The sequence below is a fragment of the Methylobacterium sp. Leaf361 genome (assembly GCF_001424445.1).
Classification (GTDB): Bacteria; Pseudomonadota; Alphaproteobacteria; order Rhizobiales; family Beijerinckiaceae; genus Methylobacterium.
In genome coordinates, this window is sequence record NZ_LMPY01000021.1 from 20088 (window position 1) to 44326 (window position 24239).

The 24239-nt window shown below is 73.1% G+C and carries 21 protein-coding genes; 9 read left to right on the top strand and 12 right to left on the bottom strand.

Annotated features, from left to right (window positions below; translation table 11 throughout):
- Positions 1 to 14 precede the first annotated feature (14 nt).
- The 5 genes from ASG32_RS15490 to ASG32_RS15510 all read left to right on the top strand — a co-directional run bounded on the left by ASG32_RS15490 (position 15) and on the right by ASG32_RS15510 (position 6946).
- Positions 15 to 1277, top strand: a complete 1263-nt coding sequence (locus ASG32_RS15490) for an ABC transporter substrate-binding protein (RefSeq protein ID WP_056527726.1) — start codon at positions 15 to 17, stop codon at positions 1275 to 1277.
- Positions 1274 to 2281: a YVTN family beta-propeller repeat protein gene (locus ASG32_RS15495; RefSeq protein WP_056527729.1), complete on the top strand. Its 1008-nt coding sequence runs from the start codon at positions 1274 to 1276 to the stop codon at positions 2279 to 2281. The genes ASG32_RS15490 and ASG32_RS15495 overlap by 4 nt, the downstream gene beginning before the upstream one ends.
- Before the next feature lie 317 nt (positions 2282 to 2598).
- A complete protein-coding gene (locus ASG32_RS15500) occupies positions 2599 to 4698 on the top strand; it encodes a 4Fe-4S binding protein (protein WP_199866126.1) in 2100 nt (699 codons plus the stop codon).
- Entirely contained in the window at positions 4695 to 5672 is a 978-nt protein-coding gene (locus tag ASG32_RS15505) for an FAD:protein FMN transferase (protein WP_056527732.1), read from the top strand. The genes ASG32_RS15500 and ASG32_RS15505 overlap by 4 nt, the downstream gene beginning before the upstream one ends.
- Positions 5673 to 5815: 143 nt before the next feature.
- The gene (locus ASG32_RS15510) at positions 5816 to 6946 is read left to right on the top strand and encodes a serine hydrolase (RefSeq protein WP_056527735.1); all 1131 of its coding nucleotides are present in this window, start codon (positions 5816 to 5818) and stop codon (positions 6944 to 6946) included.
- Between the two features lie 14 nt (positions 6947 to 6960).
- On the opposite strand, the gene ASG32_RS15515 is transcribed toward ASG32_RS15510, so the two are convergent.
- Complete coding sequence (locus tag ASG32_RS15515; RefSeq protein WP_056527738.1) at positions 6961 to 7848, bottom strand: LysR family transcriptional regulator; 888 nt, start codon at positions 7846 to 7848, stop codon at positions 6961 to 6963.
- Positions 7849 to 7941: 93 nt separating this feature from the next.
- Between ASG32_RS15515 and ASG32_RS15520 the strand changes: the two genes are divergently transcribed.
- Positions 7942 to 8937, top strand: coding sequence for an aldo/keto reductase (locus ASG32_RS15520; protein WP_056527741.1), 996 nt, complete (start codon positions 7942 to 7944; stop codon positions 8935 to 8937).
- Positions 8938 to 8941: 4 nt separating this feature from the next.
- On the opposite strand, the gene ASG32_RS15525 is transcribed toward ASG32_RS15520, so the two are convergent.
- The 4 genes from ASG32_RS15525 to rpoN form a co-directional block, all read right to left on the bottom strand.
- Positions 8942 to 10093, bottom strand: a complete 1152-nt coding sequence (locus tag ASG32_RS15525; RefSeq protein ID WP_056527744.1) for a M20 family metallopeptidase — start codon at positions 10091 to 10093, stop codon at positions 8942 to 8944.
- 168 nt (positions 10094 to 10261) lie between these two features.
- Positions 10262 to 12088, bottom strand: coding sequence for a glutamine--fructose-6-phosphate transaminase (isomerizing) (gene glmS, locus ASG32_RS15530; protein WP_056527748.1), 1827 nt, complete (start codon positions 12086 to 12088; stop codon positions 10262 to 10264).
- A gap of 146 nt (positions 12089 to 12234) precedes the next feature.
- Complete coding sequence (glmU, locus tag ASG32_RS15535; protein ID WP_056527751.1) at positions 12235 to 13611, bottom strand: bifunctional UDP-N-acetylglucosamine diphosphorylase/glucosamine-1-phosphate N-acetyltransferase GlmU; 1377 nt, start codon at positions 13609 to 13611, stop codon at positions 12235 to 12237.
- A gap of 75 nt (positions 13612 to 13686) precedes the next feature.
- Positions 13687 to 15261, bottom strand: a complete 1575-nt coding sequence (gene rpoN, locus ASG32_RS15540) for an RNA polymerase factor sigma-54 (RefSeq protein WP_056527753.1) — start codon at positions 15259 to 15261, stop codon at positions 13687 to 13689.
- 425 nt (positions 15262 to 15686) lie between these two features.
- Here rpoN and ASG32_RS15545 point away from each other — a divergent pair, with 425 nt between their 5' ends.
- The gene (locus ASG32_RS15545; protein WP_056527756.1) at positions 15687 to 16406 is read left to right on the top strand and encodes a Crp/Fnr family transcriptional regulator; all 720 of its coding nucleotides are present in this window, start codon (positions 15687 to 15689) and stop codon (positions 16404 to 16406) included.
- Here ASG32_RS15545 and ASG32_RS15550 read toward each other — a convergent pair.
- Positions 16388 to 16879: a hypothetical protein gene (locus ASG32_RS15550; RefSeq protein WP_157861979.1), complete on the bottom strand. Its 492-nt coding sequence runs from the start codon at positions 16877 to 16879 to the stop codon at positions 16388 to 16390. The two genes, ASG32_RS15545 and ASG32_RS15550, sit on opposite strands and share 19 nt — an antisense overlap.
- 246 nt (positions 16880 to 17125) lie before the next feature.
- Between ASG32_RS15550 and ASG32_RS15555 the strand changes: the two genes are divergently transcribed.
- Complete coding sequence (locus ASG32_RS15555) at positions 17126 to 17392, top strand: hypothetical protein (protein WP_056527762.1); 267 nt, start codon at positions 17126 to 17128, stop codon at positions 17390 to 17392.
- Between the two features lie 9 nt (positions 17393 to 17401).
- Here the strand turns inward: ASG32_RS15555 and ASG32_RS15560 are convergent, their stop codons facing one another.
- The 4 genes from ASG32_RS15560 to ASG32_RS15575 form a co-directional block, all read right to left on the bottom strand.
- Complete coding sequence (locus ASG32_RS15560) at positions 17402 to 17767, bottom strand: hypothetical protein (RefSeq protein ID WP_056527765.1); 366 nt, start codon at positions 17765 to 17767, stop codon at positions 17402 to 17404.
- Between the two features lie 4 nt (positions 17768 to 17771).
- Positions 17772 to 18002, bottom strand: coding sequence for a hypothetical protein (locus tag ASG32_RS15565; protein ID WP_056527769.1), 231 nt, complete (start codon positions 18000 to 18002; stop codon positions 17772 to 17774).
- A gap of 92 nt (positions 18003 to 18094) precedes the next feature.
- On the bottom strand, positions 18095 to 19684 hold the full coding sequence (locus tag ASG32_RS15570) for a glucan biosynthesis protein (RefSeq protein ID WP_056527772.1): 1590 nt from the start codon (positions 19682 to 19684) through the stop codon (positions 18095 to 18097).
- Between the two features lie 87 nt (positions 19685 to 19771).
- The gene (locus tag ASG32_RS15575) at positions 19772 to 20437 is read right to left on the bottom strand and encodes an SCO family protein (protein ID WP_056527775.1); all 666 of its coding nucleotides are present in this window, start codon (positions 20435 to 20437) and stop codon (positions 19772 to 19774) included.
- Positions 20438 to 20679: 242 nt separating this feature from the next.
- On the opposite strand from ASG32_RS15575, the gene ASG32_RS15580 reads away from it, so the two are divergent.
- Positions 20680 to 21582: an MBL fold metallo-hydrolase gene (locus ASG32_RS15580; protein ID WP_056527778.1), complete on the top strand. Its 903-nt coding sequence runs from the start codon at positions 20680 to 20682 to the stop codon at positions 21580 to 21582.
- Between the two features lie 37 nt (positions 21583 to 21619).
- On the opposite strand, the gene ASG32_RS15585 is transcribed toward ASG32_RS15580, so the two are convergent.
- Complete coding sequence (locus tag ASG32_RS15585) at positions 21620 to 23227, bottom strand: EAL domain-containing protein (protein WP_244491987.1); 1608 nt, start codon at positions 23225 to 23227, stop codon at positions 21620 to 21622.
- Between the two features lie 166 nt (positions 23228 to 23393).
- Positions 23394 to 23825, bottom strand: coding sequence for a helix-turn-helix transcriptional regulator (locus tag ASG32_RS15590; protein ID WP_056527784.1), 432 nt, complete (start codon positions 23823 to 23825; stop codon positions 23394 to 23396).
- Between the last annotated feature and the right edge of the window lie 414 nt (positions 23826 to 24239).

A 24239-nucleotide genomic window follows, 5' to 3' on the forward strand; every position in this document is an offset into this window, starting at 1 on the left:
GGAGACGGGCGGGGATGGTGTCCTCCGGTGCGCGGCGGCCCGGGATGCGCGGCGGGCCATGGGCCGGCCTGCGGCGCGCCGTCGTGCTGGCGGCCGTGGCGACAATGGCGACAATGGCGACCCTGGCGCCGGTCGCGCAGGGGCGGGCCGCGCCCGCGCCGGCAGGCCCGCCCCTGACGATCCGCTACCTGGAGCGGCGGGTCGAGCGGCCGGCGCCGCTAAACAACGAGGACCCGATCCCCGACGACGAGGGCGCCAAGGGCGCGGAACTCGGCCTGCGCGATTCCAACGCCACCGGCCGGTTCCTCGGCCTCGGCTTCGACCTCGGCACCACGATCGTCGAGCCGGGCGCCGACATCCGCCAGGCCTTCCGGGACCTCGCCGACCGCCGCTTCGTGGTGCTCAACGCCCCGGCCGCCGACGTCCTCGCGCTGGCCGACCTGCCGGAGGCGAAGGGCAGCGTGCTCCTCAACATCGGCGCCCCGGACACGCGCCTGCGCGACGCCGATTGCCGAAGGAACCTGCTCCACGTTCTGCCGTCCCGCGCCATGCTGGCCGACGCGCTGGTGCAGTTCCTGGCGTTCAAGCGCTGGTCCCGGATCCTGCTGGTCACCGGGCCGGCGCCGGGCGACGCGCTCTTCGCCGAGGCCCTGCGGCGCAGCGCGAGGAAGTTCGGCGCGCGGATCGTCGCCGAGACGCGCTACGACCCGCAGGGCGGCGACGTCCGCGACACGGCCCTGCGGGAGTTCGCCCTGCCGACCCGCGGGCCCGAGCACGACGTGGTCGCGGTGGCCGACGAGGCCGGCGCGTTCGGCGCGAGCCTCAACTACAACACCGCCTCGCCCCGGCCCCTCGTCGGCACGCAGGGCCTCGCGCCGGCCGCCTGGGGGCGGCCCGTCGAGGCCTGGGCCGCCGTCCAGCTCCAGGGGCGGTTCCGGAAGCTCGCCGGCCGCGCCATGCGGCCCGTCGACTGGGCCGGCTGGATGGCGGTGCACGTCGTCGGCGAGGCGGCCGTGAAGGCGCGCAGCACCGACCCCGCGACGGTCCGCGCCGCCCTGACGGCGCCCGGCTTCGAGATCGGCGGCTTCAAGGGCCGCCCCCTGAGCTTCCGCGCCTGGGACGGGCAGCTGCGCCAGCCGGTCTTCCTGCTCTGGCCCGGGGCCGTCACCGCGACGGCGCCGATCGAGGGCTACCTCCACCACCGCACGGAACTCGACACGCTCGGCCTCGACGCGCCCGAGAGTGCCTGCCGCGCCTTCTCGGGGACGTCAGAATGACCCGGCCCGCCGCCCTCGCGCTGCTGCTCTGCCTCGCGGGCCCCGCGCGGGCGGAAGAGATCTTCGTCTCGAACGAGCGCGACAACACCGTCTCGGTGATCGACGGCGACAGCCTAGAGGTGCTGCGCACCTTCCCGGTCGGCCGTCGGCCCCGCGGGCTGACCTTCTCGCGCGACGGGCGGTCGCTCTACGTCTGCGCCAGCGACTCCGACGCCGTGCAGGTGATCGACCCGGAGACCGGGCAGGTGCGGCACGACCTGCCCTCGGGCGAGGACCCGGAGCAGTTCGCCCTGGCGCCCGACGGGCGCACCCTGTTCATCGCCAACGAGGAGAACGCCACCACCACGGTGGTGGACGCGCAGACCCGCCGGGTGCTGGCGCAGATCGACGTCGGCATCGAGCCGGAGGGCGTCGCGGTCAGCCCGGACGGCCGTACGGCCGTCACGACCTCCGAGACGACCAACATGGTCCACTGGATCGACACGCAGACCCTCGCGGCCGTGGACGCGACGCCGGTCGGGCAGCGGCCGCGCTTCGCCGCCTTCACGGCCGACGGGTCCCGGCTCTGGGCGTCCTCGGAGATCGGCGGCACCGTGTCGGTGATCGACGTCGCCACCCGCGCGGTGATCGCGACGATCGAGTTCGCCGTGAAGGGGATCGCGGCCGACCGGATCCAGCCGGTGGGCATCCAGATGGCGAAGGACGGGCGCCACGCCTTCGTGGCGCTGGGGCCGTCCGACCGGGTCGCCGTGGTGGATACCGCGACCTACCGGGTGGAGAGCTACATCCTGGTCGGCCGCCGGGTCTGGCAGCTCGCGCTCAACGCGGCGGGCACGCGGCTCTTCACCACCAACGGCGTTTCCGGCGACGTGACGGTGATCGACGCCGCGACGTTCCGGCCGATCAAGACCGTGAAGGTCGGCCGCTTCCCCTGGGGCGCGGCGGCGCGGCCGATGCCTTCGGCGCAGGCGACGGACGGGCGCGCCGCCGGTGCGGTGCCGTGACTCGTCCGCAGTCCGGAGCGCGGGTCCCCTGTCCCGTTCGGGAGAGGGACAGGGTGAGGGACGTGCGGCATCCGGGACAGGCTCTCCCGGCCCGCACGTCGACAGCGTGCTCCATCCTCGACGTCCCGATCCCTCACCCTGTCCCTCTCCCGAACGGGACAGATGCCCGGTCGCGCACTGCCGCCGTCGTCCGTGCTCGGTCCGGATGGGTGACCGACGCGGCCAGGGGCGGAGAGAGGGATAAGGCGCGGCCGCTGCGGAGCGCACCGTCTCCCAGGCCGCCCGCGCCGCGCACCGCCCTGGCCCGGGGCGCGGGCCTGCTCCTGCGCGCCGCGCTGCTCCTTCTCGCCCTGCTCCTGTCGACCCTTCCGGCCCGGGCCGGCCAGCTCGATCGCGCCGCCCTCGAGCGCCACTTCCCGCCCCCGCTGGTGGTCGGCGAGAAGGACGACAGGCTCCCGGTCTGGCCGATCCTGAAGCAGCAGGCCGGGTCCTACGAGGTCTTCGCCTACGCGTTCGAATCCGTCGACCTCGCGCCGATCCCGGGCTTCGGGGGCACGCCCCCCGACCTGCTGATCGCGCTCGCCCCCGACGGGACCTTCCGGGACGTGACGGTGCTCTCGCACCACGAGCCGGTCTTCCTCGAGGGGCTCGGCCCGGAGCCGCTCCTCGCCTTCGTCGAGCAGTATGCCGGCCTGTCGGCCCGGCAGGCGATCCGGGTCGGGCGGCCCAACGCGCGGGCCGCCGGCGCCGCGCCGCAGACCACCGTCGACGGCATCTCCATGGCCACCGCCTCGACCCGGGTGATCAACCAGTCGATCCTGGCCTCGGCACTGGCGGTCGCCCGCGCGAAGCTCGGCTTCGGGGCGGCCAATGTCGGCCTGAAGGTCGAGGCGAAGCTCGACCTCTACGAGCCCCTGACCCTGGCCGAGCTTCTTGCCCGGGGCTGGGTCCGGCGGTTGACGGTCACGAACGCGGACGCCGCCGCGGCCTTCCGGGGCACCGGCGTGGCCGATCCGTCCGAGGGTCCGGCCGACGCCGTGCTGACCGACCTCTACGTCGCCGCCCTGGACCCGCCCTCGATTGGCCGCAACCTGCTGGGGCCGTCGCGCTACGACGCGCTCATGCGCGAGCTCGGTGCCGGCAACCACGCCGTGATGGTCGTCAGCGCCGGACCGGAGGACGCGCCCGAGAACCCGGTCGGCGACCGGTTCGTGCTCGGCGCCGTCCCGGACCGGCTGGCGATCGGCCAGGCCGGCCTGATCGTGAACGCGCGCGACATGGCGGTGGAGCGCCGCGACGCCGGCCTCGCCGAGGGGCTGCCGCCCGGCCCCTGGACGATCCTGCGGATCGACCAGGCCGCCGGCTTCGACCCGTCCGCGCCCTGGGTGCTGACCGAGACGATCGTCCGCGAGCGCGGGCAGATCCTGTCGGAGAAGATCGCCCGGACCTTCACGGTCGAGACCGCCCTGCCCGCCGACCTGTTCACGCGGGCGCGTCCGGATGACGGGCCGAGCTGGACCGACCCCTGGCGGGCCCGGGCGCCCGAACTCGCGCTGATCGGGCTGATGCTCGCGGTTCTGGTGCCGGTCCTGAGCCGCCAGCGCGGGCTGGTGGCGGACCAGCGCCGCTTCCCCCTCTTCCGCCTCGGCTTCCTGGCGCTGACTCTCGGCTTCGTCGGCTGGTACGCGCAGGCGCAACTCTCGATCGTGACCCTCGTCGGCCTCGTGCGGGCCGCCACCGTGACCCACGACCTCGCCTTCCTGCTCTACGACCCGCCCTCGCTGGTGCTCTGGGCCTTCGCGCTGGCCGCCCTGGTCGCCTGGGGACGCGGCACGTTCTGCGGCTGGCTCTGCCCCTTCGGCGCGCTGCAGGAACTCGTCGCGCTGCTGGCCCGGCCGCTGCGCATCCGCCCGGTCGCGGTGCCGCCCCGCCTCGACCGGGCGCTGCGGTCGCTGAAATACGTCGTGCTCGCCGGCATCCTCGGTGCCGCCGCCGCGGGGTCGCCCCTCGCCGACACCCTGTCCGAGGTCGAGCCGTTCAAGACCGCCATCACCCTGTACTTCGTCCGGGCGTGGCCGTTCGTCGCCTACGCGGCCGGGCTGCTGGTGCTCAACCTGCTCGTCTACAAGGGCTTCTGCCGCTACCTGTGCCCGCTCGGCGCCGCCCTCGCTCTCCTCGGGCGGGTCCGCGTCCTCGACTGGATCCCGCGCCGGGCGGAGTGCGGCTCGCCGTGCCAGCTCTGCAAGGTCCGCTGCCGCTACGGCGCCATCGCGCCCTCCGGCCGGGTCGACTACGCCGAGTGCTTCCAGTGCATGGAGTGCGTGACGATCATCCACGATCCCGGGCAGTGCGTGCCGCAGGTCGTGGCGCGCAAGCGGGGCCGCCGCGCCGCGCCCCGGCCGGTGACCGTCGGATGAGCGCGCCGCCGCACTTCGCGCCGGCCCGGCGCCGACTCCTCGTCGGGGCCGCGGGGCTGGCCGCGCTCGGCGGCGTCGCGGCGTTCCGCGCCGCCGCGGCGTCGCGCGGGCTGGCGCTGCGCACCCGCGCCGGCCTCGCCTTCGGCACCACCGTGGCCCTGACCGCTGCCGGGCCCGACCCGTCCGCGGTCGAGGCCGCGCTCGACAACGGGTTCGCGGCGATGCGTGCCGTTGAGGCGGCCGCCAGCCTGTTCCGGGCCGACAGCGCCCTGGCCCGCCTCAACCGGGACGGGTCCCTCGAGGCGCCCGACCCGCACCTGCTCGCCCTGCTGCGCTTCGCCCTCGCCCTCGCGGCCGAGACCGGCGGCGCCTTCGACCCGACCGTCCAGCCGCTCTGGCCGGTCTGGGCCGGCGCGGCCGCCCGCGGCGAGCGCCCCGGGGCGGAGGCCCTGCGGGGGGCCCTGTCGCGGGTCGGCTGGCGGCGCGTGCGGGTCGCGACGGACCGGATCGTCCTGGAGCCCGGGACGGCCCTGACGCTGAACGCCTTGATCCAGGGCTACGCGGCCGACCAGGTCATGGCGGCTTTCCGGGCGCGCGGCATCGACGACGCCTTCGTGGATACCGGCGAGTTCGGCGCCGCCGGCGCGCATCCGGACGGCGCGCCCTGGCGCCTCGGTCTGGCCGATCCGCGCGATCCCGGCGCGGTCGCCGCCGTCATCGCCCCGTTCACCGGCTTCGCCGCGACCTCGGGCGACTACAACATGAGCTTCTCGGACGACCGCACCGACCACCACATCTTCGACCCGGCCACCGGCCGGTCGCCGCGCGGCCTGTCGTCGGTGACGGTCACCGCGCCGACGGGGCTCGTCGCCGACGGGCTGTCGACCGCCTGCATGGTCCTGGGCCGCGCGCGCGGCGCGGACCTCGTCGCGGCCCGTCCGGGCTGCGCCGTGCGCTTCACCGGGAAGGGCTGACACATCCGGCCCCGTCGTGCGGGGCGACGCCCGAACCGTGGCGCGCGCCCTGCCCTCGCGGGGCCGATGGCTCTACGGAGGGTCCGATCCGCGGCGCAGGCCCTGCATGCGCCCGGACCGGAGAGGACCGTCAGGAGACGCGCGTGACCGAAGCGACCGGGCCGTACTGGCCGACGGATGACTGGGCGGAGCAGGACCCGGCTGCGGCGGGGCTCGATGCCGGGCGGCTCGCGGACGCGGTGGCGTTCGCGCAGGCCCACGAGAGCGCGTGGCCGCGCAGCCTGTACTATCCCGACGGGCGCTACGTCGGGATCGTCGAGTGGAACGAGACGGGGCCCTGGAGCGCCGTCGACGGGCCGGTGCGCCCGCGCGGCGGCCCGGCGGGCGTGATCCTGAAGGGCGGCCGGCGCGTCGCCGCCTGGGGCGACACGGCCCGCCCGGACATGACCTTCTCGATCGCCAAGAGCTACCTCGCGGTGCTGGCCGGCCTCGCCCACGACGACGGCCTGATCCCCGACGTCGACGCGCCGGTGCGCGACAGCGTACCCGACCCGCTCCTCGACGGCCCGGACAACGGCGCGATCACGTGGCGCCACCTCCTGCAGCAGTCGAGCGAGTGGCAGGGGACCCTGTTCGGCAAGTCCGATCAGGTCGATCATTTCCGGCAGATCGGCCCGAGCGCCGACAACAGCCGCAAGGGCGAGGCGCGGGCGCTGCGGCGCCCCGGCACCTACTACGAGTACAACGACGTCCGGGTGAACCTGCTGTCGTACTGCCTGATGCGCCGCTTCGGCCGGGCCCTCCCGGACGTGCTCCGCGAGCGGATCATGGATCCGGTCGGCGCCTCCCGCGACTGGGCGTGGCACGGCTACGACACGGCCTGGGTCGCGGTCGACGGCGCGCGGGTCCAGTCGGTCCCCGGCGGCGGCCACTGGGGCGGCGGCCTGTTCATCGGGGCCGACGACCACGCCCGCTTCGGCCTCCTCGTCGCCCGCGGCGGCGCCTGGAACGGGCGGCAGCTCCTCTCGGAGCGCTGGATCCGCGCCATGCTGACGCCCTCTCCGACGCTGGACAGCTACGGCTATCTCTGGTGGCTGAACCGCGGCGCGGCCGCCAAGCCGCAGCTGCCGGCCTCGGCCTTCAGCGCCCTCGGGGCGGGCAACAACGTGATCTGGTGCGACCCCGAGCACGACCTCGTCGCGGTCCTGCGCTGGATCGACAAGGCGGCCCTGGACGGCTTCCTGCTGCGCCTCGTGGCGGCCCTGCGCCCTTAGGCGGGCCGGCGGCGCTAGCCGCCCCGGACGTGATCGACGAAGCTCCGGAGCAGCGGCCGCATCTGGCGGCGGCTCGGGTAGTAGAGGAAGAAGCCCGGGAAGGGCGGGCACCACGCGTCGAGGACCCGGATCAGGCGGCCGGCCGCGATGTCGGCCGCCACCTGCGCCTCGAAGAGGTAGGCGAGGCCGGCGCCGCCGCGCGCCGCTCCGGCCACCAGCCCGTCATCGTCGAGGACGAGGGTGCCGGTGACCGGGATCGACTGGGCGATCCCGTCCTTCTCGAGTTCCCAGAGGTAGAGGCCGCCGCTCGGGAAGCGGCGCCGGACGCAGACATGCCGGTGCAGGTCCTGCGGGTCCGCGGGCGTCCCGTGGCGGGCGAGATAGTCCGGCGCGGCGACGATCGCGCCGCGCTGCGGCGGGCCGAGCGGCACCGCGATCATGTCCTGGTCCAGGCTCTCGGCGAAGCGGACGCCGGCATCGAACCCCTCGGCGACGATGTCGCGGAAGCCGTCCTGCGCGCGGATCTCGATCTCGACGCCCGGATGCGCGCGGGTGAACGCGACGGCGAGCGGCACCAGCAGCATCTCGGCGGCCGACCGCGGCACCGAGATCCGCAGCGTCCCGGTGAGCCGCCGCTCCGCGGCGGTCGCCACCTCGACCGCGTCGGCGATCGCCGCGAGGGCGGGCTCGAGACCGTCGAGCAGGCGCTGGCCCGCCTCGGTCGGGGCGACGCTGCGGGTCGTCCGCGCGAGGAGGCGCACGCCGAGGCTCGCCTCCAGGCCGTTGATCGCGTGGCTCACCGCCGAGACCGAGAGCCCGAGATCGCGCGCGGCGCCGCGGAAACTCCGGCGCACCGCGACCGCGGCGAAGAGCGACAGAGCGGGGAGGTCGGCGCGTCTCACTGTTGAGCCGCATAGAACAGCCTGCGCCGCAGGTCACGGATTATCGCCGCCGGCGCCCCGTGCGAAGTCCGGCCCGCATCACGGGAGGCCCGCATGGATCATCGCCGACTCGGAACCGAACTCACCGTCTCCGCCCTCGGCCTCGGCTGCATGGGCATGAGCTACGCCTACGGCGGCCAGCCCGAGGGCGAGGCCACCGCCACGCTGCGCCGCGCCGTCGACCTCGGCATCACCCTCTTCGACACGGCCGAGATGTACGGCCCCTTCGAGAACGAGAAGCTGGTGGGCAAGGCCCTGGCGCCGGTCCGCGACCGGGTGATCATCGCCACCAAGTTCGGCTTCAAGATCTCCGAGACCGGCCAGGGTCCCGACCGGATCATCGGCGTCGACAGCCGGCCCGAGCACGTCCGGGCGGTCTGCGACGCCTCGCTCCGGCGCCTCGGCGTCGACGTCATCGACCTGTTCTACCAGCACCGGGTGGACCCGGCGGTGCCGATCGAGGACACGGTCGGCGCCATGGCCGATCTCGTGCGGGCCGGCAAGGTCCGGGCGCTCGGCCTGTCCGAGGCCGGCGCGGCCACGATCCGGCGGGCCCACGCGGTCCATCCCATCGCCGCCGTGCAGAGCGAGTACTCCCTCTGGAGCCGCGACCCCGAGGCCGAGGTGCTGCCGACCTGCCGCGAGCTCGGGATCGGCTTCGTGCCGTACAGCCCCCTGGGGCGCGGATTCCTGACCGGCGCGATCCGCGACCGCGACAGCCTCGCCGCCGACGATTACCGCCGCACGATGCCGCGCTTCGCGGCGGAGAACCTCGCGGCCAACCGGCAGCTGCTCGACACGCTCGCCGCCCTGGCGCGCGACAAGGGCGTGACGCCGGCCCAGCTCGCCATCGCCTGGGTGCTGAACCAGGGCGACTTCGTCGTGCCGATCCCGGGCGCCCGCAAGATCCGGAATCTCGAGGAGAACGCCGCGGCGGCCGGTCTCGTCCTGGCCGAGGCCGACCTGCGGGCCATCGCGGACGCGATGCCCGCCGAGGCGGTGACCGGCGACCGCTACGGCGCCGCCGGGCTGGCGATGGTCGGTCTCTGAACCGTCAGAGCGCCGCGATGGTCTCGGCCATCGCGCGCGCCCGCGGCACGAGGCTTCCCACCTCCAGGTACTCCTCGGGCGAGTGGGCCTTGCCGCCCACCGGGCCCACGGCGCAGAGCGTGGGGCAGCCGACGCTGGCGGTGAAGCCCGAATCGGCGCAGCCGCCGGCGAACTCGCCGGTGACGGGGTTGCCGCCCTCCGCGCTCACCCTTGCGTAGGTCTCGAACAGGGCCCGCGAGGCCTCGTCCTGCACGAGCGGCAGGAACTCGCCCTTGATGGTGAGATGCGCGGTCGTGTCCGGCACCGTCGATCCGGCCACGATCGCGGCGATCCGGTCCATGGCGGCCTCGCGGTCGGGCGGGGTCACGTAGCGCAGGTCGATCTCGCAGGTCGCCCGGGGCGCCACGGTGTTCACCGACTGGCCGCCGGAGACCAGGCCGACATTCACCGTGGTGCCGCGGTCGAGGTCGGTGAGCGCGTGGAGCGCGACGGTCTTGTGGGCGAGCTCCAGGATGGCGCTGCGCCCGTCGGCGTAGTTGCCGCCGGAATGGGCCGCCCTGCCGAGCACCTCGAGGTGCATGAACACCCCGCCCTTGCGGCCGGTGACGACGTTGCCGGTCGGCCGCCCCGGCTCGGAATTCAGCACCGCGCGGGCGCCCCGGGCGGTCTCCTCGATGATCGGCCGGCAGGCCGGCGAGCCGATCTCCTCGTCGCTGGTGAACAGGCCGACGAGCGGCACCAGCGCGCCGCCGGCCCGGTGGTAGGCGGCCAGCACGAAGGCGTTCATCACGAGGCCCGCCTTCATGTCGGCGACGCCCGGCCCGTAGGCGCGGCCGTCGGCGACCCGGAACGGCCGGCGGGCCGGCTCCCCCTTCGGGAAGACGGTGTCGCGGTGGCCCATGAGCACGACCGGCCGGTTGCCGCCGCCCGATCCGGCCACGCTCGCCTTCAGCGCGTCGCCGTAGCCGTCGACCGGGATCGTGGTCACCGGGATGCCGTGGCCGGCGAGGAACTCCGCGATGCGGATGCCGACCGCGTCGACGCCCGGCTTGTCGTAGGAGCCGGAATCGATGTTCACCAATTCCTCGAGGAGCGCCAGCATCGCGCCCTCCTGCCCGTCGAGCCAGCGGAGGACGTCGGTGTCATGGGCGGTCATGGGGGCCTCATACCGGGGTCAGCAGGATTGCGCAGACCGTCTTTGCGAGCGCAGCGAAGCAACCCAGCGTCGCGCAACCTCTGGCAGCATAGCGCAGACTGGAGTGCTTCGCTCCGCTCGCAAAGACGGCGCCGCGCCCGTACGATCCGCCGATCTGGTCGGCCGCGCCTACTCGACCGTGACCGATTTGGCGAGGTTGCGGGGCTGGTCGACGTCTTTCCCCATGAACACCGCCGTGTGGTAGGCGAGCAGCTGGATCGGCACCGCGTACACGATCGGCGCCACCGTCGGGTCGAGCGCCGGCATGGTGAAGGTCGCGAGCGTGTCGAGCCCGTGCTCGGCCGCGCCCTTGGCGTCGCCGATCAGCACGATGCGTCCGCCGCGGGCGGCCACCTCCTGCATGTTCGAGACGGTCTTCTCGAACACCGCGTCGTGCGGCGCGATCACGATCACCGGCACGCTCTCGTCGATCAGCGCGATCGGCCCGTGCTTCAGCTCGCCCGCCGCGTAGCCCTCGGCGTGGATGTAGCTGATCTCCTTGAGCTTCAGCGCCCCCTCCAGCGCCATCGGGTAGCTGGTGCCGCGGCCGAGATAGAGCACGTCCCGCGCCTTCGCGACCTCCCGGGCCAGACCCTCGATCGCCGCCTCGTGGGTGAGCGCCTCGGCCATCAGGCCCGGCGCCTTGATCAGGCCGTCGATCAGCCGCCGCTCGCCCGCCGCGTCGAGGGTGCCGCGGGCCCGGCCCGCCGCGATGGCGAGGCAGAGCAGCACGGTGAGCTGGCACGAGAACGCCTTGGTGGAGGCGACGCCGATCTCCGGCCCGGCCAGCGTCGGCATCACCACGGAGGATTCCCGCGCGATCGTCGAGGTCGGCACGTTGACCACGCTCAGCGTGTGCTGGCCCTGGGACTTCGCGTAGCGCAGGGAAGCCAGGGTGTCGGCGGTCTCGCCCGACTGCGAGATGACCAGCGTCAGCCCGTCCTTCTCGAGCGGCGCCTCGCGGTAGCGGGCCTCGGAGGCGACGTCGATCTCCACCGGCAGGCGCGCCACCTGCTCGAACCAGTACCGGGCGACGAGGCCCGCGTAGTAGGCCGTGCCGCAGGCGGTGATGTAGACGCGGCTGAGCTTGGCGAAGTCGAAGGGCAGCGCCTCGGGCAGCGCCACCCGCCCCTGCGCCATGTCGACGTAGTGGGCGAGCGTGCGGCCCACCACCTCGGGCTGCTCGTGGATCTCCTTGGCCATGAAGTGGCGGTACTCGCCCTTGTCGATCCGGTAGGCCTGGGTGGCGATCGTCTGCCGGGCGCGCTCGACCGTGGCGCCCGACGCGTCGCGGATCTCGGCGCCGCCCCGGGACAGGATCGCCCAGTCGCCCTCGTCGAGATACGTGATGGCGTCGGTGAACGGGGCGAGCGCCAGGGCGTCGGAGCCCAGGTAGGTCTCGCCCTCGCCGAAGCCGATGGCCAGCGGCGCGCCGTGGCGGGCCCCGATCAGCAGGTTCTCCTCGCCGGAGAAGAGGAAGCCCAGCGCGAACGCGCCGCGCAGCCGCGGCAGGGCGGCGGCTACGGCCTCCACCGGCCCCATCTGCCGGTCCATGTTGCGGCTGACGAGCTGGGCGACGACCTCGGTGTCGGTCTCGGTCTCGAAGACGACGCCGTCGGCCTCCAACTCCTGCTTGAGCTCGCGGAAATTCTCGATGATGCCGTTGTGCACGACGGCCAGGCGCTTGGTGGCGTGCGGGTGGGCGTTGGTCTCGTTGGGCCGGCCGTGGGTTGCCCAGCGGGTGTGGCCGATGCCGATCGTGCCGGTGAGCGGCTCCTGGGCGAGCCTGGCCTCCAGGTTGACCAGCTTGCCCGAGGCCCGGCGCCGCGCCAGCCGGCCGTGCTCCAGGGTGGCGATGCCGGCGGAATCGTAGCCGCGGTACTCGAGCCGCCGCAGGGCCTCGATCACCTGCCCCGCCACCGCGTCGCGCCCGACGATGCCGACGATGCCGCACATAGGAGTGTCTCTCGCTGTCGCGCCCGGATGGCCGCGCGCAGGTCGTGCGCAAGGTCCGGGCCGCCCCGCGCCGTGCGGGGCCGAGCGGGACTTCTACCGGATCGGCCCCGCGCAGGGCCAGCCCCGCCCGCGCGGCGTGTCCGGCCTCACGCCTTCCCGCGCCGCGCCTTCTCGGCCTGCAGCGCCGCGCGCTTCTCCCCGGCCCAGCCCGGCTTCACCGCCTGCCGGCCCCGGGCCACCGCCATGGCGTCGGCCGGCACGTCGTCGGTGATCACCGAGCCGGAGGCGACGTAGGCCCCCTCCCCCACCGAGACGGGGGCGACCAGGGCCGAGTTCGAGCCGATGAACGCGCCCGCGCCGATCGTGGTCCGGTGCTTGAGCACGCCGTCGTAATTGCAGGTGATCGTGCCGGCGCCGATATTGGCCTTGGCGCCGACCTCGGCGTCGCCGAGATAGGTGAGGTGCGCGGCCTTGGCGCCGGCACCCATCCGGGCGTTCTTCAGCTCGACGAAATTGCCGAGCTCCGCGCCGGCCTCCAGCACGGCGTTGCCGCGCAGCCGCACGAACGGCCCGATCTTCACGCCCGTCTCCAGGCTGGTCTCGGTGAGATGCGCGAAGGCCCGCACGGTGCAGCCCTCCGCGACCCGCACGCCGGGGCCGAACACCACGTTGGGCTCCACGATCACGTCGCGCCCCAGCACCGTGTCGTGGCTGAGGAACACTGTCTCGGGGGCGATCAGCGTGGCGCCGCCCAGCATCGCGCTGCGGCGCAGCTGCGCCTGGATCGCGGCCTCCGCGACGCTGAGCTGCACCCGGTCGTTGACGCCCTGCGCCTCGGCCTCGTCCACCGGCACGACCGTGACGGGCAGCCCGTCGGCCACCGCCAGCGCGACCGCGTCGGGCAGGTAGTACTCGCCGGCGGCGTTGTCGTTGCCGATGCGGGTGAGCAGGGCCAGGGCGTGCCGTCCGGCGAGCGCCATCAGCCCGGCATTGCACAGGGTCACGGCCCGCTCGGCCGCGCTCGCGTCCTTCTCCTCGCGGATGGCGAGCACGCGGTCGCCCTCGGTCAGCACCCGCCCGTAGCCGGAGGGTGTCGCCGTCTCGAAGGCCAGCACGGCCACCGCGGCGCCGTCGGCCAGGGGCGCGCGGAGGCGCAGGAAGGTGTCGGCCGAGACGAGCGGCGTGTCGCCGAAGGCGATCACCACATCGTCGTCGGGGTCGGCCAGGATCTCCCGGGCGGCGAGCACCGCGTGGGCGGTACCGAGGCGCTCGGCCTGCGGGAAGACTCGGGCGCCGGGGGCCGCCCGCGCGATCTCGGCGGCGACGTCGTCGCGGCCGGGTTCGGCCACCACGGCGATCCGGCCCGCGCCCGCCGCCTGGACGGCGGCCAGGACGTGGCCGAGCATGCTGCGCCCGGCGATCCGGTGCAGCACCTTCGGCAGGTCCGAGCGCATCCGCGTGCCCTTCCCGGCCGCGAGCACGATGGCGGTGAGGCTGCGCGAGGGCGTTCCGGTCGGGGTCATCGCGGGTCCAGGCATCGATCGAGGGCCAAGACGGATGGGCCGGACGGGCGCCCGGCGCAACCCCGTCCGGGCCGATCAGCGTAGCGCCAGGGCGACGTGCTGGCCCGAACCGTGGGCGAAGCGCTCCCGGCGGCGCTCGATCGAGCTCGGGATCCGCAGGGATTCCCGGTACTTCGCCACCGTGCGCCGCGCGATGTCGACGCCCTCCCCGCGCAGCTTCTGCACCAGGGCGTCGTCGGACAGCACGTCGTCCGGCGTCTCGCCGTCGACGAGCTGCTTGATGCGGTGGCGCACCGCCTCGGAGGAGTGTGCGGCGGCGCCGGCCGCCCCGGGGATCGCCGCGGTGAAGAAGTACTTCATCTCCAGGGTCCCGCGGCTCGTGCCGATGGCCTTGTTGGAGGTGACCCGCGAGACGGTCGATTCGTGCATGCCGATCGCCTCGGCCACGGTCTTGAGGTTCAGCGGCCGCAGGTGGGTGACGCCGTGGACGAAGAACCCGTCCTGCTGGCGGACGATCTCGGTGGCGACCTTCAGGATGGTGCGGGCGCGCTGCTCCAGCGAGCGGGTCAGCCAGTTGGCGTTCTGCAGCGCCTCCGACAGGAAGGCCTTGTCGCCCTCCGCGGCGGCGTTGCGCGAGACGCGGGCGTAGTAGCTCTGGTTCACCAGGACCCGGGGCAGCGCCTCGCTGTTCAGCTCGACCAGCCAGGAGCCGTCCGGCGCGGCGCGCACGAACACGTCCGGGACCAGGACCTCGACGGCGCTCGACCCGAAGGCCCGGCCGGGCTTCGGATCCAGGCGGCGGATCTCGCCCAGCATGTCGACGAGGTCCTCGTCGTCGACGCCGCAGAGCCGGCGCAGGGCCGCGAAATCGCGCTTGGCCACGAGGTCGAGCCGCGAGACCAGCGCCTGCATCGCCGGGTCGAACCGGTCGCGCTCGCGCAACTGGATCGCGAGGCACTCGGCGAGGTCGCGGGCCGCGATCCCGGGCGGGTCGAAGGTCTGGACCAGCGCCAGCATCCGGCCGACGAGGGCCGGGTCGGCGCCGAGCCGCTCGGCCACGCCCTCCACCGTCTCGCGCAGGTAGCCGGCCTCGTCGACGGCGTCGATCAGGAAGCCGCCGATCAACCGCTCGGCCGGCTCCCGGGTCGCGAGGTCGAGCTGGCCCGCGAGGTGCTCGCGCAGCGAGGTCTCGGCCGTGAGGGTCGCCTCGAAATCGGGCGCCTCGGCGTCGAAGCTGCCGCCGGAGCTGCCGTAGGGCGGCGGCGTCAGCGAGAGCATGTCGCCCCCGCCCGCCTCGCGCGCCTGGACGGAGCTCTCGTCGGGAAACACGTTGTCGAGGCGCGTGTCGAAGTCGCTCTCGATCTCGCCGCGGCTCGGGTTGAGGTCGGCCGAGAGCCACGAGTCGGGCTCCGGCGCGTCGAAGCCGTCGGCCCCCGCCTCCTCGGCATGGCTGCCCGATTCGGCGGCGTCACCCGCGGCCGGCAGGTCCGGCTCGGCGCGCTCCAGCAGCGGGTTGCGTTCCAGCTCGGCCTCGACGTAGGCCGAGAGATCGAGGTGCGAGAGTTGGAGAAGCTTGATCGCCTGCAGGAGCTGCGGCGTCATCACCAGGGCCTGGCCCTGACGCACTTCCAGCCGTTGCACCAAACTCATGCGAGGCCCCGATGCCCTTCCGGCGCGGTTCGCCAGCCGGAGCCACGCTGCTCACGGCATGGTTCTTGCTTGCTCCGTCGCACTTTCTGTAACGCGATCCGACCCGCGCGTCAAAGCGCGACCGTGCACGCCGCTGTTGGCAAGTGCTCGGCGCTGCGGGACGCGCAGCGTTCCAGTCACATCCCGATCCGCCGCCCGGCAGTCTGAGGGCAGATCTTAAAGGAAGGTTTGCGCAATCATCCGCGCGCATTTGCCAGGACATCCGAAATCCGCCGGCAAAGCTTTGTCTGGTTGCAGACGCTTCCCCCGCTAGATGCAATATCCGCTCGCTATTCCGTGTTGATCCGAGCATGGCTCGGGGGTGCGCCGCGGTTCCCGCACGAGAGCTGCTGCGCGGAGGTCGATTTCTGCGTACGCGTTTGCCGATGCCGCATCAGAACCGCCTTCTGGCCGCCCTATCCGAGGCGGATGGCGCACTGCTCGGGCCTCATCTGGAGGCGATCGACCTGCCCCTCGGCAAAGTGCTCGTCGAGCCGGCCGCCGCGATCCCGCACGCGGTCTTCATCGACACCGGCCTGTGCTCGGTGGTGTCGACCCTCGCCGAGGGCGGCCGGATCGAGGTCGGCCTGTTCGGACGCGACGGCATGGCCGCACCGGCGCTGCTGCTCGGAACCGACACGATCCCGTACCAGATTTTCATGCAGGTCGCCGGACGAGGGCGCCGGATCTCCGTGCCGGCCCTGCGCGACGCCCTGAAATCCAGCCCGTCGCTGCGCAACCTGCTGCTGCGCTACGTCCAGACCTTCCTGGTCCAAGTTGCCCAGACCGCGATCGCCAACGCGGGCGCGCCCGCCGAGGAGCGGCTCGCGCGGTGGCTCCTCATGTACCACGACCGGCAGGATGGCGACGACCTGTCGGTGACGCACGAGTTCCTGTCGATCATGCTCGGTGTGCGCCGCCCGACCGTCACGGTCGCGATCCACACCCTGGAGGGCGCCGGCCTGATCCGGGCTCGGCGCGGCCGGATCCGGGTCCTGAGCCGCACCCGCCTGGAGGAGGCTGCCGGCCAGACCTACGGCCCGGCCGAGGCCGAGTACGAGCGCCTGATCGGCCCGCTGCGGCGGCCTCAGAGCACGCTGGCGTAGGGGACTTCGGCCACCACCGCGCCGGCCTCGTCGGTGATGACGAAGGTGTCGGCGCGCCAGCCGCGCGGCGCGCCGTAGACATGCGGCAGGCGGCGCATCTCGCGCAGGATGTCGCGGGCGAGGTGCTCGGCCGCCGTCCGATCGGGCAGATCGTCGCCCTCCCGATCGGCGATCAGCGTGCCGTGCCGCCGGACGTTGAGGAAGAAGCGGGGCAGGTGACATCCCCTTCGAGGATCGGCCAGCGGGGCCTTCGGGGCGCCCGTCGAAGACCGCGTGCCGCGCCATCGGGAACGGCGTCGCGGGCCTGAGCGGCGTGTCGGATCGGCGCGAACCACGCCGCGCGGGTTACCGGCCGCCGAGTGTCCGCCGAGACGGGCGGCCCGCGCAAGGGCAGCCCGAGCGAGGGCAACCCGCGCGAGGGCGGCTGCGGCAGTTCGCGCACCGACGGGTACCGGGCGGACCGCGCCGGCCATATCGTACTTTCGGGCAGAGGGTTCGGGGCGGGATCAGTCCGGCCGCACGCGCGGCGTCTGTCCACACTCATACATTTTTCTGAGGGCGGGTGGATCGCGGCCCGCGCGGCCGCGTTCTCCGCGCGGTCGCCGCGGCGCGAGGATCCGGCGGCCCGTCGCGCGAGGCCGTGCGGCGCCCACACACAGGTTAACGACACCGCTCAGGTCGCGGCGCACGCTCCTCAGCTGGCCGTGAGGTTCTGCGCCATGCGCTACTTCACCGATTTCACCGACGACCGCGGCCTGTCCCCCGACGAGGAGGGGCTGCCCTTCGCCGATCGTCACGAGGCGTGCCTGTCGGCGACCGAGGCCCTGATCGAGGCCGTGCATGACCGGCTCCGCGTCCGGGCGGACCGGCCGGCCCCCGGAGATGCCGGCCTGGTGCTGGAGGCGCGGGTCCGCGACGCGACCGGCAGCACGGTCTTCCGCGCCCGCCTCACCCTCGACCTGGACTGGCAGCCCGCCGACGGCTGAGCGCGGGCCCTACCAGCCGCAATTGGGGATCGGCGGCTGCGCCTTGGCCATGGCCGACTTCTCGATCGGCACCATCGCGCCCCAGGCGTATTTCTGGGCGTGGGGCGTGACGTTGGCGAAGAGGCAGCCGAGCTGGAAGTGGGTCGCGCCCATCTCGCCCGCGAAGCCCATGCAGTCCAGGAAGGTCCAGGTCTTCGGCACCGGGGTCATGGACCGCCAGCGCGGCATCGCCACGGGCGAGCAGACTTTGACCGCCCCGGTGCCGTCGTCGGCGTTGAGCGCGTCCCCCTGGCTCTGCGCCGCGGAGGGGGCGAGGCCGAGCAGGAGGATTGCCGCGAGAATCGCTCGGCCGGGGATCAGGGCGTGTCGGCTCATCGGGTCAGCGCATCGTCCACCACAGGGCCGCGAGGATCGCGAAGCCGAGAACGTTGTAGAGGATCGCCCAGATCCAGACACCCAGGACGGCGCGGCTCGGCTGCCGCGGTCGCGACCGGCCGGGGCGCAGGCGGTTCCGGTCCTCCGGTGTCGGCCAGATCGCCGCCCGGGGTGCCTTGAGGAGCCGCGTCAGCGCCTCCGGGAGGTGCGGGCCGTGCGGTGTCTCGCCGGTCATGGCAGTCTCCGATGCGACGATGGCCCGGGCCGGGTCGCGCCCGCCCGGCGCCGGACCTGTCCGGGTGACCCGAGATCCGGCGGCAGTGCCGCTCACAGCACCGTGCCGGGTGCCTGCGGGTAGTATTGGTAGGCCCAGGTCTCCGAGAGCAGCCTCTCCCCGGATCTCAGCTGCAGACGCATCTCCACCGGATCCGGACCCTCGGCGTAGACCTTGAGAAAGACCCGCCAGGGGCTCGGCTTGCCGTAGGGCGCCCAGGTGGCGCCGACTTCCTCGACGCTGCCGCGCGACAGGGTGAGCGCGACCGTGGCCTTCTCGGGATCGAGGCCCGACAGGGCCGCGCCCTCGAATTCCAGCACGAACTGCCGCACGAGGTTGGCCCGGCCCGGGCGTCTGTCGGCATCCGCGAGCCACGCGGCCTTGGTGGCCCGGGTCGCGACGCACCGGGCGAGGTCGGTGGCGACCGGCTCCTTGACGGTCCAGCGCAGCCGGTAGGCGAAGCTGCGGTCCGACCCGGCCTGCGGCGCGTCGTCCGGCACCCAGAGGGCGACGATGTTGTCGTCGGTCTCCTGATGGGTCGGGATCTCCACGAGCTGGACGCTGCCGCGGCCCCAGTTGCCCTGCGGCTCGACCCAGATGTCGGGCCGGTTCTCCTCGAAGCCGTCGTCGATGTAGTTCTCGTAGGCGCGGTCGCGCTGGAGCAGGCCGAAGCCCTTCGGCGACCGGTCGGCGAAGGCGCTGACGCTGAGGCGGGGCGGGTTGTTGAGCGGCCGCCAGATCAGCTCGTCGGCGCCGGTCTGCATCAGCAGCCCGTCGGAATCGTGCACCTCGGGCCGCCAGTCGCTCGCGAGGAAGCGGCTCATGCCCTCCGAGTACCACAGCATCGAGGTCAGGGGCGCCATGCCGAACCGCTCGACCGCCTTGCGCATGTAGACCGTGCAGGCGACGTCGATGACGACGTGCGGCTCCTTCCGGGCGACGAACCGGTAGGCACCGGTGAGGCTCCGGCCCTCGAGGAGCGCCAGCACGGTCACGGCGCCGTCCGCGGCCGGGCTGACGTAGAAGCGCGTGAAGACCGGGAATTCCTCGGTCTTCCCGGGCCCGGGCGCCGTGTCGATCGCGATGCCCCGGGCCGAGGCCCCGTACTGGGCTCCGTCCCCGGCGGCGCGGAAGTACGAAGCGCCCAGGAAGGCCAGCCAGTCGCCGTCGTCGCCCGGCTGCCCGGCGGGCGCCTTCTGGAACCGGAACCCCGCGAAGCCCGCCCCGTCCGGAACGTCCTTGGCCGGGTTGCCCGGCGGGTAGGTGAACAGGTCGTGGCTGTAGAGCACCTCGCGGGCCTGCCCGCCCTCCAGGGCGTAGACCTTCACGGGATGGCGGAAGAAGTTGCCGAGGTGGAAGAAGGTCACCGGGTACGGGCTGTCGGCGAACAGGGCGTGGCCCGGCGGGTAGCGGATCTCCTGGAGCGGCCCGTAGGTCAGGGCGTCGAGGGCCGCCGAGGCGGGCGCCTCCGGCGGCGGCGCGTAGGGCCGGTCCCGCAGCGTCCGGGCGAGATCCTTCAGCCGGTCGAGGTCCATGGGCTCGGGCGGTGCGAGGCGCGGCCCGCCGCCGGCGGCCCGGGCGAGGCCGGGATACGGCGCGAGGGCGAGGAGCCCGATGGCGGTCAGGACGCGGCGCGTGATCAAGCTGGAACCCCCGGATTCGGTCGGGCCTCGCGACCCGCGCCGCCCTCTAGCCACGCCGGCGCGGCGGCGCAATTTCCCGGCCGCGGCTCAGCTCCGCGGACCGCAGTTGCCGGTGCTGCCGTCGGTCGTCCAGAGGTTGGCGCCGCCGCCCGGCGGGCACTGCCCCGGCAGCGCCAGGGTGATCAGCTTCGCGAAGGTGTTGGCCTCGTCCTCGCCGTAGCCGATCTCGCCGACCATGCGGCCGGTCCTGTCGAACAGCGCCACGGTGGCGGAATGCTCCATCGTGTAGTCGCCGTCCTTGGTCGGCACGCGCTTGTAGGCGACGTGGTAGGCGTCGGCCATCCGGGCGACCTGCTGCGGCGTGCCGACGAAGCCGCGGATCCGCGGGTCGAACGAGGCCAGGTACGCCCGCAGGGTGTCGGGCGTGTCCCGCTCCGGGTCGAGGGTGACGAAGACGACGTTGAGGCGGTCCGCGTCGCGGCCCATCCGGCCGAGGGCCGACGCCAGGGTCGCGAGCGTGGTCGGGCAGACGTCCGGGCAGTGGGTGAAGCCGAAGAACAGGACGGACGGCTTGCCGCGGAGATCGGCCTGGGTCACCGGGCGGCCGTCGAGATCCGCCATCGTGAACGGGCCGCCGACCTTCCGGGAATGGCTGAACCGCGATCCCTGCTGGAGGACGATCGCCCCGGTGCCGGTAGCGATCACGGCGACGAGGGCGACGGAGGTGATGAGGGCGAGAGGGCTCGGTGCCATGCTGTGACCTGCGACGGCGCGTCGGGGTGGCCGGTATCGATGCCGCCAATATGGGGTCCGTGTCGACAGGCGTGAGGCCGCGGCCTCCCGTGCGGGGCCGGCCTGGAGAGGCGACGACGTCAGGAACACGCCTGGGAGCGGCCGGTTGGCCAAGGTACGGGCGCTCGCGCCATCCGGCGCCGGGACACTCGGGCCGCGGGCCCGACCGTCCCCTCCGCGACCGTGCACGGGAGCCGCCCCAGATGGCCCAGCAGATCCCCGTCGACCCGCAGGCCCGGGCCGACGATCCCCGCCGCGACGCCGAGCGGGACGACGCCACCCACGCCATCGCCGATGACGTCGCCTATCAGCGCCACGTCCTGGTCAACGTCGTGTTCGTGGGGCCCCCCGGCGCGGGCGACCGGGGTTGGGTCCTGATCGACGCCGGCGTGATGGGCGCGAAGCGCGGGATCGAGGCCGCGGCCCGGGCCCGCTTCGGCGAAGGCGCCCGGCCGGCCGCGATCGTCCTGACCCATGGCCATTTCGACCATGTCGGCGTCCTGGAGGACCTCGCGGAGGACTGGGACGTCCCGGTCTACGTGCACGCCCTGGAGCGGCCCTATCTCGACGGCAGCGCCGCCTACCCGACGCCGGATCCGAGCGTCGGCGGCGGACTCCTCGGCCGCCTGTCGCCGCTGTTCCCGACGAGCCCGGTCGACGTCTCCGGGCGGCTTCGCCTCCTGCCGGAGGACGGTTCGGTGCCGCCCCTGCCCGGCTGGCGCTGGATCCACACGCCCGGCCACGCGCCGGGCCACGTCTCGCTCTGGCGCGAATCCGACCGGACGCTGATCGCGGGCGACGCCTTCATCACCATGGCGCAGGAATCCGCCTACGCGGTCGCGACGCAGGCGCCGGAGCTGCACGGGCCGCCGATGTACCTGACGATCGACTGGCCGGCGGCGCGCGCGTCGGTGCGGGCGCTCGCCGCGCTCGCCCCGGAGCGGGTCATCACCGGACACGGCCGGCCGCTGCAGGGGCCCGAGATGCGCTGCGCCCTCGACGCCCTGGCGGCGGACTTCGACCGGGTCGCGGTTCCGGAGACGGGCCGGTTCGTGGATCACCCGCTCGGGGCCGCCGACGGCTCCGCCTACAGGGCGCCGCGCTGACCGGCGTGATGCGGCCGCGCGAGCGGAATCCCGCGCCTCACGAGGCCCGCGCGAGATCCTGGAACGGGGCCGGGGATCGCGCGGCGGCGAGCACGCCGTCCATCTCGGCCTTCGGCATGGCGTGGCCGAACAGGTAGCCCTGGCCGAAATGGCAGCCCTGTTCGGAGAGCCAGTCGAGGCTGGCGTCGGTCTCGATCCCCTCGGCGGTGGTGGAGAGGCCGAGGCTCGCCCCGAGCTTGATGATGGCGTCGACGAGCTTCGCCCGCTCGTCGCTCATCGTGATGGCGTCGACGTAGCTGCGGTCGATCTTCAGCTTGTCGAACTTCAGTTCGCGCAGGTGGTACAGGCTGGAATAGCCGGTTCCGAAATCGTCCAGCGCGATGCGCACGCCGAGTTCGCGCAGCGACAGCAGGGTCGTCCGGGTCGCCTCCAGGTCCTGGATCAGGGCGCTCTCGGTGATCTCGACCTCCAGGCGCTGCGGCGGGAAGCCGGTCTCGGTCAGGATCCCGAGGATGCGCTGGGCGAGCCACGCGTCCTGGAACTGCTGCGGGGCGATGTTCACCGCGAGGATCAGGTGCGGCGGCCAGGCCCGGGCATCCAGGCAGGCGCGGCGGATCAGGCTGTAGCTGAGATCCGCGATGATCCCGGTTTCCTCGGCCACCGGGATGAACTCGCTCGGGCCCACCACCCCGCGCGTCGGGTGGCGCCAGCGCGCCAGGACCTCGACCCCGACGATCTCCTTCTCGGGGAGCGACACCACCGGCTGGTAGAAGGGCTCGATCGCGCCCGTCTCGATGGCGAGGCGAAGTTCCGTCTCCATGCGGGCGCGGGCGCGCAGCTCCGCGTCCATGGCGCTGCGGAAGAAGCGGACATTGCCGCGCCCGTCCTTCTTGCCCTGGTACATGGCGAGGTCGGCCGCGTGCAGGATCGCGTCGGCGTCCCCGTGCTCGGCCGACACCGCGGCGACGCCGACCGTGGCCCCGACCTTCAGGTCGTTCTGGCTCCACGTCACCGGCTCGGCGATGCGCGCGATGACCGCCTGTGCGAGGCGCCGCAGCGCCTCGCTCTCGTAGCGGAGCGGGACCAGCATGGCGAACTCGTCGCCGCCCAGACGGGCCGCCAGGCCGCCCGACGGCACGAGCTGCTGGAGACGCTCGGCCACGGCGCACAGGACCGCGTTCCCGGCCGCGTGGCCGTAGAGGTCGTTGACCGGCTTGAACCGGTCGAGGTCGATGAGGAGCACCGCCGCGTCGGCGGCGCCCGGCGCGTGCGCCCGTTCCACGGCGTCGATGAAGCGGCGACGGTTCGCCAGACCGGTCAGCCCGTCGTGCCGGGCGATCGCCTCGGCCTGCGCGGCGGCGGCGGCGCGCTCGAGCATGAGCCGCCGGAGGATGATCGATTTGCGGATGCTGGCGCCCCACTGCGCCACGCCCATGCAGGCGGCGAGCAGCAGCAGGTCCGTGAGGTTGTAGGTGGCGACGACGCTGTTCAGATACGCGAAGGTCCCGAGCGTGACGCCGACGAACCAGATCCCGACGCCGATCACGAGGAGGCACAGGGTCTCGTACAGTTCGCCGCGGCCCCAGGCTCTCGACGTCTCGATCGGCATGGTCAGGACCCGGTTTCCAACGTCAGAGCGAAGCATGCCGTCCGCTCACGCGCTGTAGATCAGCTCCGGACGCGGCAGCTTCTCTACATCTTTACGGGTCTTTGTCTTGGTTTAATTTGGATTAAATCGCGCCGCCACGCTGCGCGCGGCTCGGGGGCGCCGGTATGTCCCGTCGCGGGAAGAGATGGACAGGGCCGCGCCGTCACGCCTCGTCGACGGCGTCCGGACGCTGCGCGGCCGCGCGGCTCTCTTGGAGGGTGGCGGCGGCCTTGACGATCGACAGGATCCCGCCGCGGGTCGTCTCGTCGGTGATGCTGGTGAAGGCCAGGACGAGTTCCATGACCTTCGGATCCTCGAACAGGGCCGCGGGTCCGACGCGTCCGCCGCCGTTGTCCCGCGGATCCGCGAAGAACGTGTCCACCGGCACCCTCAGCAGGTCGGCGATGGCCTGAAGACGCCCTGCGCCGATGCGGTTGCGCCCCTTCTCGTACTTCTGAACCTGCTGGAAGCTGACGCCGATGGCCTGACCGAGATCGGTCTGGCTCAGGCCCTGTGCCACGCGGAGTGCCGCGATGCGGCCGCCGATCGAGCGATCGGTCTCGGTGGCGGACTTGGGCTTCGGGGAGGACGACATCGAACGGAAACCTTCAGCATGCTGGATGAGTGGCACTTACCCAGAGTCGCGGAAAAAAACACAACCGAAAACTGCTTAGCGCACCAATAAGTTGCGCAATTCCTAGTTGCACTGGACGCATGGCTTGGCTGTTGGTTGTACGCCCAGGGACGGTGAAACCGCAATGGTCAACTGTATCCGTCACGCAGCGCACAGACGGTTTCCCTCCTGCGCCTGTCTTCGCCGGCTACGGCAGCCTTTCAGTCGCCGTGCGCGACGATACATCGGAGATCGGTCGAAGGGGTGGTAAAGTACCGAGGCCTCCGATCGTCGTGGCGGACGGTGACGGATATGTGATGCGGCCGGCATTGTGGTGGGACTGCGGCCGCGGGTCTCCATCAAGACATCGGCGATGCAATTCACCGGCGCGAATGT

Bases quoted from the DNA above. Each gene is read 5' to 3' on its own strand.
- ASG32_RS15490 (WP_056527726.1), top strand. From the start codon at position 15: ATGGTGTCCTCCGGTGCGCGGCGGCCCGGGATGCGCGGCGGGCCATGG.
- ASG32_RS15495 (WP_056527729.1), top strand. From the start codon at position 1,274: ATGACCCGGCCCGCCGCCCTCGCGCTGCTGCTCTGCCTCGCGGGCCCC.
- ASG32_RS15505 (WP_056527732.1), top strand. From the start codon at position 4,695: ATGAGCGCGCCGCCGCACTTCGCGCCGGCCCGGCGCCGACTCCTCGTC.
- ASG32_RS15520 (WP_056527741.1), top strand. From the start codon at position 7,942: ATGGATCATCGCCGACTCGGAACCGAACTCACCGTCTCCGCCCTCGGC.
- ASG32_RS15525 (WP_056527744.1), bottom strand. From the start codon at position 10,093: ATGACCGCCCATGACACCGACGTCCTCCGCTGGCTCGACGGGCAGGAG.
- glmS (WP_056527748.1), bottom strand. From the start codon at position 12,088: ATGTGCGGCATCGTCGGCATCGTCGGGCGCGACGCGGTGGCGGGGCAG.
- glmU (WP_056527751.1), bottom strand. From the start codon at position 13,611: ATGACCCCGACCGGAACGCCCTCGCGCAGCCTCACCGCCATCGTGCTC.
- rpoN (WP_056527753.1), bottom strand. From the start codon at position 15,261: ATGAGTTTGGTGCAACGGCTGGAAGTGCGTCAGGGCCAGGCCCTGGTG.
- ASG32_RS15545 (WP_056527756.1), top strand. From the start codon at position 15,687: ATGCCGCATCAGAACCGCCTTCTGGCCGCCCTATCCGAGGCGGATGGC.
- ASG32_RS15550 (WP_157861979.1), bottom strand. From the start codon at position 16,879: ATGGCCGGCGCGGTCCGCCCGGTACCCGTCGGTGCGCGAACTGCCGCA.
- ASG32_RS15555 (WP_056527762.1), top strand. From the start codon at position 17,126: ATGCGCTACTTCACCGATTTCACCGACGACCGCGGCCTGTCCCCCGAC.
- ASG32_RS15560 (WP_056527765.1), bottom strand. From the start codon at position 17,767: ATGAGCCGACACGCCCTGATCCCCGGCCGAGCGATTCTCGCGGCAATC.
- ASG32_RS15565 (WP_056527769.1), bottom strand. From the start codon at position 18,002: ATGACCGGCGAGACACCGCACGGCCCGCACCTCCCGGAGGCGCTGACG.
- ASG32_RS15575 (WP_056527775.1), bottom strand. From the start codon at position 20,437: ATGGCACCGAGCCCTCTCGCCCTCATCACCTCCGTCGCCCTCGTCGCC.
- ASG32_RS15580 (WP_056527778.1), top strand. From the start codon at position 20,680: ATGGCCCAGCAGATCCCCGTCGACCCGCAGGCCCGGGCCGACGATCCC.
- ASG32_RS15585 (WP_244491987.1), bottom strand. From the start codon at position 23,227: ATGCTTCGCTCTGACGTTGGAAACCGGGTCCTGACCATGCCGATCGAG.
- ASG32_RS15590 (WP_056527784.1), bottom strand. From the start codon at position 23,825: ATGTCGTCCTCCCCGAAGCCCAAGTCCGCCACCGAGACCGATCGCTCG.